The sequence below is a fragment of the Flagellimonas hadalis genome (genome assembly GCF_007785775.2).
In the GTDB taxonomy this organism is placed as follows: Bacteria; Bacteroidota; Bacteroidia; order Flavobacteriales; family Flavobacteriaceae; genus Flagellimonas; species Flagellimonas hadalis.
In genome coordinates this window covers 43,789-58,117 of the sequence record NZ_VNIK02000014.1, presented here as the reverse complement: position 1 = coordinate 58,117, position 14,329 = coordinate 43,789, and the positions used below count along the sequence as shown (strand labels likewise).

Below are 14,329 nucleotides of genomic sequence, written 5' to 3'. Positions count from 1 at the left end.
TATGATCAAAAGATATATCCCATTTTGTATGCTATTGGCCATGGTTTCCTGTAAGCAGCAGGGAAGCAAGCTGCCGGCCATCGCCCCGGACATCATTACCGAAAAAACACTCAACGATACCGATGACCCTGCCATTTGGATCCATCCCGAAGATGCCTCAAAGAGTATCATTTTCGGAACAGATAAGGAAACCAACGGTGGGGTCTATGCCTACGACCTGAACGGAAAGATCATCAGGGAAAAATCAATAACGGGTATCCAACGGCCCAACAATGTGGATGTGGAATATGGCTTCCAGTTGAACGATTCCGTTGCGGTGGATGTGATTGCTTTCACGGAACGCGAGAAACAGCAGATCCGATTGTTCTCCGTTCCTGATATGAAACCACTGGACGGTGGCGGTTTCCCTGTTTTTGAAGATGAAGCGGATATGGAACAGCGTCTGGCCATGGGAATCAGCCTGTACAAATCGCCCAAAGATTCATCAATCTATGCCATAGTGGGCCGAAAGATTGGTCCCAGCGGGTCTTACCTCTACCAATATAAATTGGAATCCGACAGCACAGGGGTTTCTACCCGTTTGGTGCGGAAATTCGGAAGCTTTACCGGAGGAAAGGAAATCGAGGCCATTGCCGTGGACAACGAGCTTGGCTTTGTGTACTATTCCGACGAAGGGGAATGTGTGAAAAAGTATTATGCGGAACCCGACATGGGCAACGAAGAACTGGCCTGTTTTGGCGGCGAGTTGTTTTTGGAGGACATTGAAGGGATCGCCATCGCCAAATATCCGGATGGGGAGGGCTATATCATTGTTTCCGATCAGCAAAGGGGGCAATTCAACATTTTTTCCCGAAAGGACAACAGCTTTATCAAAGCGGTGAACCTATCCACGACCGAGACCGATGGTTGCGATGTAGTCACGGTGCCTTTGAACGATACCTTCCCGAACGGTCTCTTTGCCGCTATGAACGACGCAAAGGACTTTTATTTTTATGATTTGGGAAAGGTGTTGGATTTGGATTGACGCCTAAAAACGAAGTTTCCGTTTTCGGGCCGTGATTTCCCAAGTATCGAATTTCCTTCCGTTTTGGATCACCGATACTTCATCATGAAGATTGATGGTGGGGCAAATGTGGTAGGGAACACCGTAGAGCACGTCCCCGACCTTCCATTTGTCCCAGTCCTGAACCTTGATCACCCCGTGTTCTTCACTTTGTGAAACCAGTTCATAGGAGTCAAGGTTCAGGAATTTTATGCGTTTGTCAACAGGGTTTTCGGAAGCCACGGATTTATGGCCCATGTCCACGGTAATGATGCCCTCGGTGGGTTTGGATATGATTCGTGTCACTAAAAGGGCAGCATATTTAAACTCCTGTTCCGTCAATTTTTCGCCATACCCCCAATCCCAGAGCACGCAGGTACCCGGACTGGTGATCCTGTTTTCCTGCAATACATGTGAGGTGAAAGAAGGTGTTCCCCCACAGACGAGCTGGGCTTGTGGATAATCTATTCGGAGGGTCTCAAAGTAGGTTTGCACATCCCTGACACCCGATTCTATCTTTTCCTTCCGGACCGAAAAATCACTGTCCCTCAAATGGCCATCGTAGGCATGTAAACCCCTGAACGATAGATTTTTGCAAATTTTCAAATAATCCAGCAATACATCCAGTTCCGTCCTGATCTTGATTCCGGAACGGTCCATACCATTGTTGATGTCGATATGGATATTGACGATGAGTTCCTGTTCCAAGGCTTTTTGGTTCAACAATTCGGCACTGTCAATATTGTCGATCAAGGTCGAAAATTGCGTATCGGGAAAGTTCTGGACCAATTGGATGAACCTATCCACTTTGGGTCCCACCAATTGATGTGCGATCAGAATGGATGTCGCACCGGCCTCGGCGGCCATTTCCGCTTCGGCTATGGTCGAGGCCTTGAAACTGGTAATGCCCGACTCCACTAAAAATTGCATCACTTTGGGCATTTTGTTGGTCTTGATATGGGGCATCAACCTTTTGGTGTCCCCATCCGCCAAAGAGATCATCTTTTGTATGTTGTAGGCTAAGTGGTCCAGATAGAGCACCACGGAGGGGGAGTCCACAGTTTCCAAATTCTGAATGGGGTACCAGTTGTTTTCCATGCCTTATGCTTTATGGGTAAAGGTAATGATCAATATAGAATCGAAAGGAACTTTTTCAGCACTATGATCGGAAAAGTTATGAATGAGGGATTCAATACGGAATCGTTCCAAAAAGATCTTTTGGCAGATGAATTACAGTGGATCACTTAAAAGGCCATGGTTCTTTCCATGGCTTTTTTTGCCACAAACCTTCAGAATAGTATAGAACTGGTAGTCTTTGCCCAGTAAAAAATGTCTTTATATGTAACAAATCAACTATTTCAGTATCCTATTGTTGTTGAAAATATTTTAATCATATATTAGTCGGCAATATCAAAAAACATTCGGTAAATCATGATAAAAAAAGTAACCTTATATGCATTGGTGCTCGCAACAGTTTTTTCTTGCGGTGTCAAAAATCAAGTCAATGATTTAGCTTCCGATAATCCTATAAGGGCACAATTGGATTTGGTCAATATTCAAGATGACAAAGTGAGTGTGGTCATAGACCCAGGGAGGTTTGTCCAGGATACGGTTACTTACAGATTGCCAAGAGTGGTCCAAGGAACTTATGCCGTATCTGATTTTGGCAAGTATATAGAGAATGTTTCAGCTATTGATTATCAAGGAAATGCGATTCAGGCCACTCAGGTTGACACCAACACTTGGATGTTTGTCAACGCCAAGAATTTGGATAAAATAACGTATGCGGTAAACGATACCTTTGATCAGGAAGTGAATGGAGGAATTGGCGAGGAAGTTCCCTTTTCGCCTTCAGGGACCAATATAGAGCCTAAGCAGGTGATGCTGAACCTGCACGGATTTGTGGGTTATTTTGATTCCCTAAAACGGAATGCTTACCAAATTGACATCAAATCCCCTACAAAATTCAAGTATACCTCTCCCCTTACAGAAATACAATCCACATTGAGTGCGGATGGTGCCATTAAGAATTCAGTGTTCCTTGCCAATCGATATTTTGAGGTAACGGATAATCCCATGATGTATGGGGAGACTGAGGTTGAAGAGTTCATGGTCGGAAACATCAAGATTGTGTTGAGTGTTTTTTCACCCAATGGAGTGCACAAGGCTGCTGAGATCAAAGAAACCATGGCGGAGATGATGCAGGCCCAAAAAAGGTATCTGGGAGATTTGAACAGTACACCCCGATATGACATCCTACTTTATTTGTCCGACACCAAAAAACCAGATTCCCCAAAAGGTTTTGGAGCTTTGGAACACCATACATCCACTGTGGTGGTCTTGCCGGAACAAATGGATGCAGAAGCGTTGAAAGAGTCTATGATCGATGTGGTTGCGCATGAATTCTTTCATATTGTTACTCCGCTTTCAGTACATTCCGAAGATGTACATTATTTTGATTACAACAATCCAACGTTCAGCAAACACCTTTGGCTTTATGAAGGGGTCACCGAATATTTTGCACAGCATTTTCAAGTTTATGAAGGTTTGATCGACCCAGCGGAGTACTACGCTAGAACAACTCAAAAGATAAATACCTCAAGGTCTAATTACGATGATGCCATGAGTTTTACCCAAATGAGTGAGAATATCTTGGAGGACCCTTATAAGAACAACTATGCAAACGTGTATATGAAAGGAGCGTTGATAGGTATGTGCCTCGATATTTTAATGAGGGAAAACAGTGATGGCCAACGTAGCCTGCGTTCGTTGTTGGGAGAGTTGTCCGTAAAATATGGTAAGGACAAACCTTTTGAAGATGATGCCCTTATTGCTGAAATTACGGCTATGACCTATCCCGCTGTTGGAGAATTTTTAAATACCCATGTAGTTGGAAATACACCTATAGATTATGACCAAATACTGGATAAGGTAGGACTTTATTTCACAGAAGCTGAAGTGGAGACCAATTACATCCAGAATGCCGGCGAACTAATCTTATCCGCCGACCCGGAGAGGGGAGGAATCAAGTTCAATGATCTTGTGGCAAATAACAGTTTTTGGAACGATAATGGGGTTAAACCCAATGATTTTATAAAATCCATTAACGGAACAGAAGTCACCTTGGCCAACGCCAATCAAATTTTAGCAGAGGTGTATGCATGGAACCCTGGCAAAGCCATTCAGGTAGCGTTATTACGGGGAGATGAGGAGGTCCTCATTGATACCACTACCACGCCCACATACACCAAAGCCAATACCCTAGTGGAAAAACCAGAGGCCACCGTAGCCCAAAAGGAATTGCGAAAGGCTTGGCTAAAAGGCTAGGTAGATTTTGCAATAAAAAAAGGCCCTGATTGAAATCAGGGCCTTTTTTTATGGTTTGTTCCAGAAGATTAATATCTATAATAATCCGGTTTGAAAGGTCCATCAACGGTCACGCCGATGTATTCGGCCTGATCTTCCTTGAGTTCGGTAAGCTCGGCACCCAAACGGGCCAAATGCAGTTTGGCCACCTTTTCGTCCAAGTGCTTTGGAAGCATGTACACTTCGTTTTCGTACTTGTCGCTGTGGTTCCAAAGCTCTATCTGTGCCAAGGTCTGGTTGGTGAACGAGTTGCTCATCACAAAACTGGGGTGCCCTGTGGCACAGCCCAAGTTGACCAATCGGCCCTCGGCCAAAACAATGATGTCCTTGCCCTCAATGGTATATTTGTCCACCTGTGGTTTTATCTCATCCTTGGTATCGCCATAGGCGCCGTTCAACCAAGCCATGTCGATCTCATTGTCAAAATGTCCAATGTTGCAGACAATGGCCTTATCCTTCATGGCCCTAAAGTGCTCTTCGCGGATAATGTCCTTGTTTCCAGTCGTGGTAATTACGATATCGGCATTGGCGACCACGGTTTCCAATTTTTTCACCTCATAGCCGTCCATGCAGGCCTGTAGGGCACAGATGGGGTCAATTTCGGTAACGGTCACAATGGATCCCGCTCCTCGGAAGGAGGCTGCAGTACCTTTACCCACATCACCATAACCGGCAACCACTATGCGCTTTCCTGCGAGCATGGTATCCGTGGCCCTGCGGATGGCATCCACAGCACTTTCACGGCAACCATATTTGTTGTCGAACTTGGATTTGGTCACGGAGTCGTTCACGTTGATGGCGGGCATGGGCAAAGTGCCCTTCTTCATTCGTTCGTACAAACGGTGCACGCCTGTGGTGGTCTCCTCGGATAGTCCTTTGACGCCGGGGGCCAATTCGGGATATTTGTCCAAGACCATGTTGGTAAGGTCACCACCATCGTCCAAGATCATGTTCAGGGGTTTTCTGTCCTCTCCAAAGAAAAGGGTCTGCTCAATGCACCAATCAAATTCCTGGGCGTTCATTCCTTTCCAGGCATACACGGGAACGCCTGCTGCGGCAATGGCGGCGGCGGCATGGTCCTGTGTGGAGAAGATGTTGCAGGAGCTCCAGGTCACTTCTGCGCCAAGGGCCACCAAGGTCTCAATGAGGACTGCTGTTTGGATGGTCATGTGCAGGCAACCGGCTATTCGGGCACCCTTCAAGGGCTGCTGGTTCCCGTATTCCTCACGTAACGCCATAAGTCCTGGCATTTCCGCTTCGGCAAGCTCAATCTCTTTTCTTCCCCAACTTGCAAGGGAGATATCCTTTACCTTATAGGGTATGTACGGAATTGTCTTTGTGCTCATACTTTATGTATATTTACTTTTGTAGCTTCGCTTTATTAGTGCGACAAAGATACAAATTCGCTTAACTTTTGGTCATGCCCATTTACAAAACCATAACAGTTTCACCCACAACCAAGGTATATATCTGGAAGGTCACCGAACCTGAGTCCCAGCTATCTAGGAATGTGGAGCTCACTTCGCATTGCCAGAACCGGATGGACGGCATGAAATCCGAGGCGCACCGCAGGGCATTTCTGAGCATAAGGCACCTTATGGCAGAGGCCGGATACAAGGACAGCGACCTTTACTACGATGATTTTGGCAAGCCCCATCTCAAAGATGGAAGCTACATTTCGATTACCCATTCCCACAATTTCACGGGGATCATCGTAAGCGAGACCGATGAGGTGGGCATCGACATAGAGATGCAGCGGGACAAGATCCTGAACATTGCCCACAAGTTCACGCCCATTGAAGAGTACAAGACCTTGGCCAATGCAGAGGCGATCATTCGTAAACTGACCATAGTTTGGGGGGCGAAGGAATCCCTCTATAAAATATATGCACAGCAAGGTCTTAGCTTTTTAAGGCACATCAATGTCATGGATTTTACATTTGATGATTCACGCACAGTGGCCGAAATCCTATACAAGGGCAAAAAATCGCAGTATGATGTCGAGTTTTTTGAATTTGAGGGCTTCACCTGCGTATATGCACTCAAAATGATGGGCGGGTGACCATTTCTTTTTAGTAGTTTTGCGCCTGAAAAATGTTCGCCTGAAAATGGTAAAATCCGACAGAAGCGGTTATGAGCCCCATTTTTGATTTTTTCCTAGGGCCGTATGAGGATAGGGAGTTTTCACTCATTATTCTGGAGGCCACAGCTTTTTTCTTCGGGATTGCCAGTGTGGTCTATGCCAAGAAAGAAGACATCATGGTGTATCCCACGGGTTTGGTGGGCACGGCCATCACCACCTATATCTTTTTTGTGGACAGACTTTTTGGAGATATGATGCTGAACTTCTATTTCTCCATTATGAGCATTTATGGCTGGTGGAACTGGGCCCGAAGAAAGGAGAACAGGGACCCCGTGGTGCACATTACCAGGACAAATACCAAGGAAAAATGGGTGGGCCTCGGCCTTTTTGTCCTCACTATGCTGGTCACCTATGGGGTATATGTCGCATTTGGGGCAGAGATAAAAACGAGCAATTACGTGGATATCGTCACCTCGGGAATCTTTTTTACGGCAATGTGGTACATGGCCAATAAAAAACTGGAAAGCTGGACCCTATGGATCATAGGGGATTTAATAACCGTACCTTTGTACGCTCATAGAGGATGGGGCATGTTCTCATTGCAGTACCTCATCTTTACCGTATTGTCCATACAGGGATATCTAACATGGAAGAAACACTTGGGCAAGAGCCCTCAAACCTCATCAAAGTAGTCCTTTTTGGACCCGAATCCACAGGAAAGACCACATTGGCCGAACAACTGGCCGAACATTACCGCACCGAATGGGTGCCCGAATATGCCCGGGAATACCTTCAGGAAAAATGGGACAGGGAACAAAAGACCTGTGAGCCCAAGGACCTATTGCCGATTGCGTATGGACAGATGCGATTGGAAAACCAATTGGCCAAGTCTGCCAACAGGGTGCTGATCTGTGATACCGACCTTTTGGAGACCAAGGTTTATTCCGAGACCTACTACACGGGAACTTGTGACCCCCTTTTGGAAGAATACGCGCTCAAGAACACCTACGACCTTTATTTGTTGACCTACATTGACACCCCTTGGGTGGCCGACGACCTTCGGGATAAACCGGACGAGCGCGAACGAATGTTTTTATATTTCAAGGAAGCATTGGAAAAATATGACCGAAATTTTATTATCTTAAGAGGAGGTAAAGCAACTCGGCTTTCAACGGCCATAGAACACATTGATAAACTTCTCCGAACATGATAGCATTAAGTCAGAAAGACTTGGAACAATTTGATTCCAAAGGAATTTCAAAAGAAAAGGTCATCCGTCAGATCCAAACTTTTGCAGAAGGAATCCCCTTTGTACAACTCAAAAAAGCTGCTGTAGTGGGCCATGGGATCTTGAGGTTTTCTGAAAAGGAGCAAAAAGAACTCATCCAGTATTTTGAAGACCATAGGGGCCATCTGGACCTTTTGAAGTTTGTTCCGGCCTCGGGTGCCGCATCCCGGATGTTCAAGGCCATGTTCAATTTTTTGGAGGCCTACGACCCTTCCAAGGAAAGCCTTTCGGACTATATTGATAGAGCAAAGGACGAGGACGTGCAGGTTTTTGCCGTACAAATGAGCAAGTTTCCTTTCTATGACAAGATCATGGAAAGGATAAAGGGAAATGCAGGCAACAAGGATGAAGAGGTCTATTTTTTTGCCAAGGAAATGCTGGTGGAGGAAGGGCTCAACTACGGATTTTATCCCAAGGGACTTTTGCCTTTCCACAGCTATGCATCCGGTAGCGCCACCCCTTTTGAGGAACACCTGAAGGAAGCGGCCCTTTATGCGAAAACCGATGGAAAGGCCCATCTCCATTTTACGGTCTCGGAACAGCATGACGAAATGTTCAAGGAGGAAGAGGCCAAAGTGGTCCCAAAAATCTCGAAAAGCACGGACACCCATTTTGAAATTTCATACTCCAATCAAAAACCATCAACGGATACCATTGCGGTGGACAAGGAGAACAGGCCCTTCAAAAATGGGGACGGATCTATACTCTTCAGACCAGGGGGACATGGCGCCCTCATCGAGAACCTGAACGACCAGGACGCGGACATCATCTTCATCAAGAACATCGACAATGTGGTGATCGACAAGAATTTGGAGGAGGTGGCCAACAGCAAAAAAATGTTGGCCGGGGCACTCAAAAAGGTCCAGGACAAGGCATTTGCATATGCGGAACTGTTGGACAAGGGAAATGTTCCCATGGAAAAAGCGGACGAAATAAAGGTTTTTCTAGAGAAGAGCCTCAATGTGCGCATGCCCAACAATTATGAGGAACTGGATGTGGATGAGCAGCAAGCGGTACTGAAGGACAGGATAAACAGGCCCATTCGAATATGTGGTATGGTAAAGAATGAAGGGGAACCGGGCGGTGGTCCATTTTGGATACAGGACTCCCAAGGGAACATATCGCTTCAGATCATAGAATCTGCCCAAATAGACCTCGACGACCCCGAACAGGCAGGAATCCTCAAAAACTCGACCCATTTCAATCCTGTGGACCTCGTGTGCGGGGTGCGAAATTACAAAGGGGAAAAATACGACCTTTTGGATTTTGTGGATGAGAAGCAAGGTTTCATCACGGGCAAGACCATGGAAGGAAAAGAACTCAAGGCCTTGGAACTGCCTGGACTTTGGAATGGCGGCATGGCATTCTGGAACACCATCTTCGTTGAGGTGCCGTTGGTGACCTTCAACCCTGTGAAGACCGTGAACGATCTTTTGAAGCCCACGCACCAAGCCTAAGCAACACATAAACAGAACAGTATGTCCGCCATCACTAGTGATGGCGGATTTTTTTTTCCATTCGTGTGACCTGTACTGATAAAAGGTGTCAAAATAAGTGTAAGACCTATTGGGATGACAGTATCCTTATCAAGGTAAAATGATTCTCTGTCCTTTTGGATTGTAAGGATTTAGGTTGGTTGATTTGGTTAGAGGGCCGTGCATTCTGTACGGCTTTCTTTTAACCTTGGTACGGAAACTGTAAATGTGAATGAAAAAAGATGTTTTTAAAAATAGTACTGTTCCTCAACTTGGTATCGCTCGGGATTGCCATGTACATTATATATTCCTATGTGAAGAGCAGAAAAAGGAACAATGAGGAAAAGAACCAGGATGATGCTATGTAAACACTAACCATGTATTGTCCATTTCAGCCAATCTCATTCATAGTCTTTTTCCTTGGGATTATGATTTTGGCGCAATGGAAAGGCTGCTTCGGCAGCCTTTCTTGTGTAAAAACTATACATCTTGCCCCACCTGTTACACAGTTTTACACAATACTTCAAAAATAGCACAAAACATAACTACCTAATAAACAGAAACATAGTTCAAATTCAAGATAACTTCAAGAATTGGCACCAGTTTTTCATATAGATAAGCAAGTTTAATTAATAACATTAAAATCTTATACCATGAAAAAATTAATTTTTGCAACCGCACTATCATTTGTAGGACTTACAGCTATGGCCAATGTTGAAACCCCAGAATTGAATATGGACGAAACAACCGTTGTTGTAGCGCAAGACTTTGAAGAAATCAGTGTTTCTGATGTCCCTGAAGCAGTAACAGCAGCTGTGGCAAAGGATTACCCCACTGCCAAAGTCGCCAAGGCATATAAAAACGACCAGGACCAATACAAGTTGGACCTTACCCTTGAAGATGGTACTTCTGGATCAGTATATGCCGATGCTGAAGGGAATTGGATTGAGATGTAGATCATAGTTTTCGAAACCACGTTAGGTTAGTTGGTTTGATTAGTGAGGGGCCGCGAGAGCGGTCCCTTCTTTTTTGTGATAAATTTATAGGTAGTCCAGCATGTGATCAAACGGTGGTATTGTATCTTAGACAACTGAGATATGCCCAAAATCTTGATCATTGAGGACGACACGGCTTTCTGTCAAATGCTGCAAAAGTTTTTGACAAAGCACGGTTTTGCCGTTTTCATAAGCTACTCCATCAAGGAAGCGGAAGAACAACTCAGCACCTCCACTTTCGATATTATTTTATCGGACGTACGACTTCCCAAAGGGAACGGGGTCACGTTGCTCCCCCAGGTCAAAAAGGAATCGCCTACCACCCAGGTCATTTTGATGACGGGATATGCAGAGGTAAAGACCGCGGTCAATGCCATGAAAAAGGGTGCTTTCGACTATATTTCAAAACCTTTTACCCCTGAGGAAATCCTATCGGTGATCAACAACGCCCTGAATGTGGCGCATACCAAGGAAGAAACCCTTAAGAAACCGGCACCCAGTCCCAAAAAGCAGGAGCAAGGCAGCTTCTTGGTCGGGGAAAGCGAAAGGTCAAAAAAACTCCAACAATACATAGATTTGGTGGCACCCACCAATATGTCGGTCCTGTTGACAGGGGAAAGTGGTACGGGCAAGGAAGTCACAGCCAATGCCATCCATAATGCCAGTAAAAGAAAAGGGCAGCCCTTTGTGGCGGTGGACTGCGGAGCCATTCCAAAGGAAATTGCCACCAGTGAGTTTTTTGGCCACGTCAAGGGAAGTTTCACAGGGGCGATCGAAGACAAAAAAGGGCACTTTGAAGCGGCCAATGGCGGCACCTTGTTTTTGGATGAAGTGGGCAACCTGTCCTACGAACACCAAGTGCAGCTGCTTAGGGCCATTCAGGAACGCAAGATAAAACGGGTGGGCAGTACCAAAGAGATCCAGTTGGATCTTCGGATTATTGCCGCTACCAACGAAAACCTGCTGGAAGCCGTTGAGGAAGGCAGTTTTAGGGAAGACCTTTACCATCGGCTGAACGAATTCTCCATCGAAGTTCCGTCATTGCGCGATAGAAGGGAAGACATTCTTTTGTTCGCCAATTATTTTTTGGATAGGGCCAATGCCGATTTGGAGAAAGAAGTGTTGGAATTTTCAGAGGAAGCCAAACAGCTCTTGATGGACTATCCTTGGCCAGGAAACCTCAGGGAGATGAAGAACATGATCAAGCGGGCCGTTCTGTTTACCGGGGGCAATACCGTGCTGTCCAGTTCCCTTGCAGAAGAGATCGTCAATGGGACCAAGAGCAGCAACACTCCTGTCTTCTCCAAGTCCGAATATGAAAAGGAAAGGATTTTGGACGCTTTGAAACAGACCAATTTCAACAAGAGCAAAGCGGCAAAACTACTTCAGATAACCCGGAAGACACTATACAACAAGATCAATCAATATCAGTTGGAAGTTTGAACAGATAATCCTTGATGGCAACGTTCAGTTGATGGATTATTTTTTGAAGCTCTGTCAATATCCCGAAAACTTTTTTTCCTTTGGCATCATCGGAAAGATGTTCCAGTTCCTCCAATAAAGGGATGGCCTTGCGAACCTCCAACTGCCTGAACATGGGCAACATTTTATGCGAGATGGCTCGGATCTCTGAAAAATCATGGCTGCCAATGTGTGAAAAGAGCAGTTCCATGTTCTTTTCCGTGTTTTCCAAAAACACTTCCAACACTTCCAGCACGGCCTGAGGGCTGTCCAGAAATGGAGCTATATTGTTGACGCTGAAATGTGTCGATTGTGAACCAGGAATGGAAGTGGTAGTTGCCCCTGTCCCGTTGATTGAATGGCCCACCTTGCCCAAAATATCCAAGAACGAGGTATTGGAAAAGGGCTTTTGAAGCACATCGGTAAAGCCTGCCCCAGTGTAGACGGATTTGTCCGTGATTTGTTGTCCCGTCATCGCGATCACCGGATTTTCATAGCCCAACTCCCGCAGTCTTTTCAGGACGGAAAAGCCATCGATTCCGGGCATCTGTATATCGGTCAGTACAACATCACATGAAATGCTCTCCACTTCTTCAATTTCCTTGAAATTGGTATAGGTCTTTATATCGATGGCATGGACCTGACAGATGTCTTCCAAGAGTTTCAGCATATTGGTATCATCGTCGATTGCACAGAGGGTAAGGAATCCCTCAAGTGTTTTTTCTTGCGGGAGGTCTTCCGCAATGGGCATTTCGCCAAACGCCACAGGAATCCGAACTGTAAATATACTTCCTTCATTTTCAACACTTTCCAAATATAGTCTTCCGTTGAGGAGCTCGGTCAGCTTTTTTGAAATGGTCAGTCCCAGCCCATAGCCGCCATATTTTTTTTCGGTGGATTCGTTGGCTTGGGCAAATTCTTGGAATATGAGCTGTTGCTTTTCAGGTTTTATGCCAATACCGGTATCCTTCACCCTGATCCTGACCCATTGTTCATCTCTTTTATCCTCCAATACGGCGCTTATTTTCACATGGCCTTTTTGGGTGAATTTAAAAGCATTGCCCACAAGGTTGGTCAATATCTGCCGTATGCGGAACGGGTCGCTCACAATCGGTTTTTCCAGATTTTCGTCAATCTCCAATTGGAGTTCCACTTCCTTTTTGGAATTCACTTCCCTAAAATGCAACGACGTTTCCCTGATGAGGTTGGAAAGGATGAAAGGCACCCGTTCGAGGTTCACTCTCCCCGCTTCCAATTTTGAATAGTCCAAAAGATCGTTCACCAAGTTTTCTACATACCCCGAAGCGGACCTGACATTTTTCAGATAGTTCAGTTGCTTGCCGCTCAATCCGCTGTGTTCCATCAGCTCGGAATAACCGCTTATGGTGTTCAAAGGGGTTCTCAGATCGTGGCTTACTGTGGAAATCAGTTGCTCCCTGCTCTTCAGAAGAAATTCGGAATATTTTTTCTCTTCCTCCAGTTGCTCCCGATAACGTTGCACCTTCCAATAATCCTTGGAAATCATGAAAGTGAAGAAAATGACGATCAAAAGCCCCAACAATAAGGCCCCACCTGCCAAACGGGTGGTTCTTTGCATGGCAAGCCTTTGGTTGGCATTGTCCAGTTGAACCTTTTGGGCCATCTCACGTTCAAACCCGGCTATAATGCTCCGCATCTTTTGCGAAAGTTCAAGGTCCGTCCTATAGATCTGGAATTCTTTTTGGATCAAGGAACGCTCGTTGGCCGCAGCTTCGGTTATGGCCTTGTTCAAGATGGATCGGGACACCTGCAGGATGGAGTCGATGTTGTTTGCATCCACATTGCCTTTGGCACTTGGAATGTTTTTGTTGAGAAGGGCCACATATTCCCGGATGGATTTTTGGGTCGATGGGGGCAATTGTTGAAAATTGGGGACAAAGCTTTCAGGGGTGATCCGTCCCATCTCCACCTCCATCCGGTGGAAAGCTTCCAACACAGCATCGAAGGAAGTACTGTTCTCGTTCTCCACCATCAATTTACGCAGCTCCGCACTGTTGAACACCTTCTGTTGCAACAATGCCTGAACACTGTCCAGTTGGGGAATCAGGAAATTGGGATTTTTGACAAGCGGTTTAAGGGAATCGATAATAGTGTTGATGGAATCCACTTTTACCGCATAGGCTTTCAGGTCATCCGGTTTTTTGGTCTTGAGTGCCAATTTGGAAAGGTTTTCCGCTTCATACAGATTGGAGAGCAATCTGTTGGTATGTAACAATTTGGCACTATCGCCCTCGCTGTTTTTGCCAGAAACAAAGGTCTTGAACTCATTATAGATAAAAAATGCGGCAAGCACGGCCAAAATACCAAGGGCCACGTAACTGGAAATGATCTTGAATGTAAACCTCTTTTTAGATCTAGGGTACATATCTCTATATACGCTGGGACATAAGGGTCACGGTTGTTAGAAAAAGTTAAATTTTCCTGATGGATTTCTATGAAAAGTGATACCCACGTCCTACATTTGCCCTATCTCAAAGGGGTGCTTTTGCAAAAAGGCTGAGATTATACCCAATGAACCTGGGCGGGTAATGCCGCCAAGGGATTGCGCAAGGCGCATCTTGGAATTTCTATGTTTCTTTT

The 14,329-nt window shown here is 45.5% G+C and carries 12 protein-coding genes; 9 read left to right on the top strand and 3 right to left on the bottom strand.

From position 1 onward, the window contains the following. Positions 1-28: 28 nt before the first annotated feature. A complete protein-coding gene (locus tag FOT42_RS16000) occupies positions 29-1,024 on the top strand; it encodes a phytase (RefSeq protein WP_417938476.1) in 996 nt (331 codons plus the stop codon). A gap of 3 nt (positions 1,025-1,027) precedes the next feature. Here FOT42_RS16000 and FOT42_RS15995 read toward each other — a convergent pair whose 3' ends face one another. Continuing rightward, positions 1,028-2,140: an alanine racemase gene (locus FOT42_RS15995; RefSeq protein ID WP_151891523.1), complete on the bottom strand. Its 1,113-nt coding sequence runs from the start codon at positions 2,138-2,140 to the stop codon at positions 1,028-1,030. A 333-nt stretch (positions 2,141-2,473) separates the two neighbouring features. Here FOT42_RS15995 and FOT42_RS15990 point away from each other — a divergent pair, with 333 nt between their 5' ends. Next, complete coding sequence (locus FOT42_RS15990; RefSeq protein WP_151891522.1) at positions 2,474-4,369, top strand: M61 family metallopeptidase; 1,896 nt, start codon at positions 2,474-2,476, stop codon at positions 4,367-4,369. Positions 4,370-4,437: 68 nt separating this feature from the next. On the opposite strand, the gene ahcY is transcribed toward FOT42_RS15990, so the two are convergent. Further along, positions 4,438-5,754 carry an adenosylhomocysteinase gene (ahcY, locus tag FOT42_RS15985; protein WP_151891521.1) on the bottom strand — a complete coding sequence of 439 codons (1,317 nt, stop codon included), beginning with the start codon at positions 5,752-5,754 and terminating at the stop codon, positions 4,438-4,440. Positions 5,755-5,828: 74 nt separating this feature from the next. On the opposite strand from ahcY, the gene FOT42_RS15980 reads away from it, so the two are divergent. From FOT42_RS15980 to FOT42_RS15955, 7 genes are all read left to right on the top strand, one after another. After that, positions 5,829-6,470, top strand: a complete 642-nt coding sequence (locus FOT42_RS15980) for a 4'-phosphopantetheinyl transferase family protein (protein ID WP_151891520.1) — start codon at positions 5,829-5,831, stop codon at positions 6,468-6,470. 71 nt (positions 6,471-6,541) lie between these two features. Next, positions 6,542-7,183 (top strand): nicotinamide riboside transporter PnuC, encoded by a 642-nt coding sequence (gene pnuC, locus FOT42_RS15975; RefSeq protein WP_151891519.1) that lies wholly within the window; start codon positions 6,542-6,544, stop codon positions 7,181-7,183. Then, complete coding sequence (locus tag FOT42_RS15970) at positions 7,138-7,701, top strand: AAA family ATPase (protein ID WP_151891518.1); 564 nt, start codon at positions 7,138-7,140, stop codon at positions 7,699-7,701. The genes pnuC and FOT42_RS15970 overlap by 46 nt, the downstream gene beginning before the upstream one ends. Then, positions 7,698-9,236, top strand: coding sequence for a DUF4301 family protein (locus FOT42_RS15965; RefSeq protein ID WP_151891517.1), 1,539 nt, complete (start codon positions 7,698-7,700; stop codon positions 9,234-9,236). The genes FOT42_RS15970 and FOT42_RS15965 overlap by 4 nt, the downstream gene beginning before the upstream one ends. Positions 9,237-9,496: 260 nt before the next feature. After that, a complete protein-coding gene (locus FOT42_RS18435; RefSeq protein WP_262884017.1) occupies positions 9,497-9,622 on the top strand; it encodes a hypothetical protein in 126 nt (41 codons plus the stop codon). 285 nt (positions 9,623-9,907) lie between these two features. Further along, complete coding sequence (locus FOT42_RS15960) at positions 9,908-10,210, top strand: hypothetical protein (RefSeq protein ID WP_151891516.1); 303 nt, start codon at positions 9,908-9,910, stop codon at positions 10,208-10,210. A 141-nt stretch (positions 10,211-10,351) separates the two neighbouring features. Further along, positions 10,352-11,692, top strand: coding sequence for a sigma-54-dependent transcriptional regulator (locus tag FOT42_RS15955; RefSeq protein WP_151891515.1), 1,341 nt, complete (start codon positions 10,352-10,354; stop codon positions 11,690-11,692). Here the strand turns inward: FOT42_RS15955 and FOT42_RS15950 are convergent. Next, a complete protein-coding gene (locus FOT42_RS15950; protein ID WP_151891514.1) occupies positions 11,667-14,114 on the bottom strand; it encodes a hybrid sensor histidine kinase/response regulator in 2,448 nt (815 codons plus the stop codon). The two genes, FOT42_RS15955 and FOT42_RS15950, sit on opposite strands and share 26 nt — an antisense overlap. Positions 14,115-14,329: the final 215 nt, after the last annotated feature.

What these genes read in the sequence shown, in the direction of transcription:
- FOT42_RS15950 (WP_151891514.1), bottom strand. Translation starts at nt 14,114, where the DNA reads ATGTACCCTAGATCTAAAAAGAGGTTTACATTCAAGATCATTTCCAGT.
- FOT42_RS16000 (WP_417938476.1), top strand. Translation starts at nt 29, where the DNA reads ATGCTATTGGCCATGGTTTCCTGTAAGCAGCAGGGAAGCAAGCTGCCG.
- pnuC (WP_151891519.1), top strand. Translation starts at nt 6,542, where the DNA reads ATGAGCCCCATTTTTGATTTTTTCCTAGGGCCGTATGAGGATAGGGAG.
- FOT42_RS15960 (WP_151891516.1), top strand. Translation starts at nt 9,908, where the DNA reads ATGAAAAAATTAATTTTTGCAACCGCACTATCATTTGTAGGACTTACA.
- FOT42_RS15995 (WP_151891523.1), bottom strand. Translation starts at nt 2,140, where the DNA reads ATGGAAAACAACTGGTACCCCATTCAGAATTTGGAAACTGTGGACTCC.
- ahcY (WP_151891521.1), bottom strand. Translation starts at nt 5,754, where the DNA reads ATGAGCACAAAGACAATTCCGTACATACCCTATAAGGTAAAGGATATC.
- FOT42_RS15955 (WP_151891515.1), top strand. Translation starts at nt 10,352, where the DNA reads ATGCCCAAAATCTTGATCATTGAGGACGACACGGCTTTCTGTCAAATG.
- FOT42_RS15980 (WP_151891520.1), top strand. Translation starts at nt 5,829, where the DNA reads ATGCCCATTTACAAAACCATAACAGTTTCACCCACAACCAAGGTATAT.
- FOT42_RS18435 (WP_262884017.1), top strand. Translation starts at nt 9,497, where the DNA reads ATGTTTTTAAAAATAGTACTGTTCCTCAACTTGGTATCGCTCGGGATT.
- FOT42_RS15990 (WP_151891522.1), top strand. Translation starts at nt 2,474, where the DNA reads ATGATAAAAAAAGTAACCTTATATGCATTGGTGCTCGCAACAGTTTTT.
- FOT42_RS15970 (WP_151891518.1), top strand. Translation starts at nt 7,138, where the DNA reads ATGGAAGAAACACTTGGGCAAGAGCCCTCAAACCTCATCAAAGTAGTC.
- FOT42_RS15965 (WP_151891517.1), top strand. Translation starts at nt 7,698, where the DNA reads ATGATAGCATTAAGTCAGAAAGACTTGGAACAATTTGATTCCAAAGGA.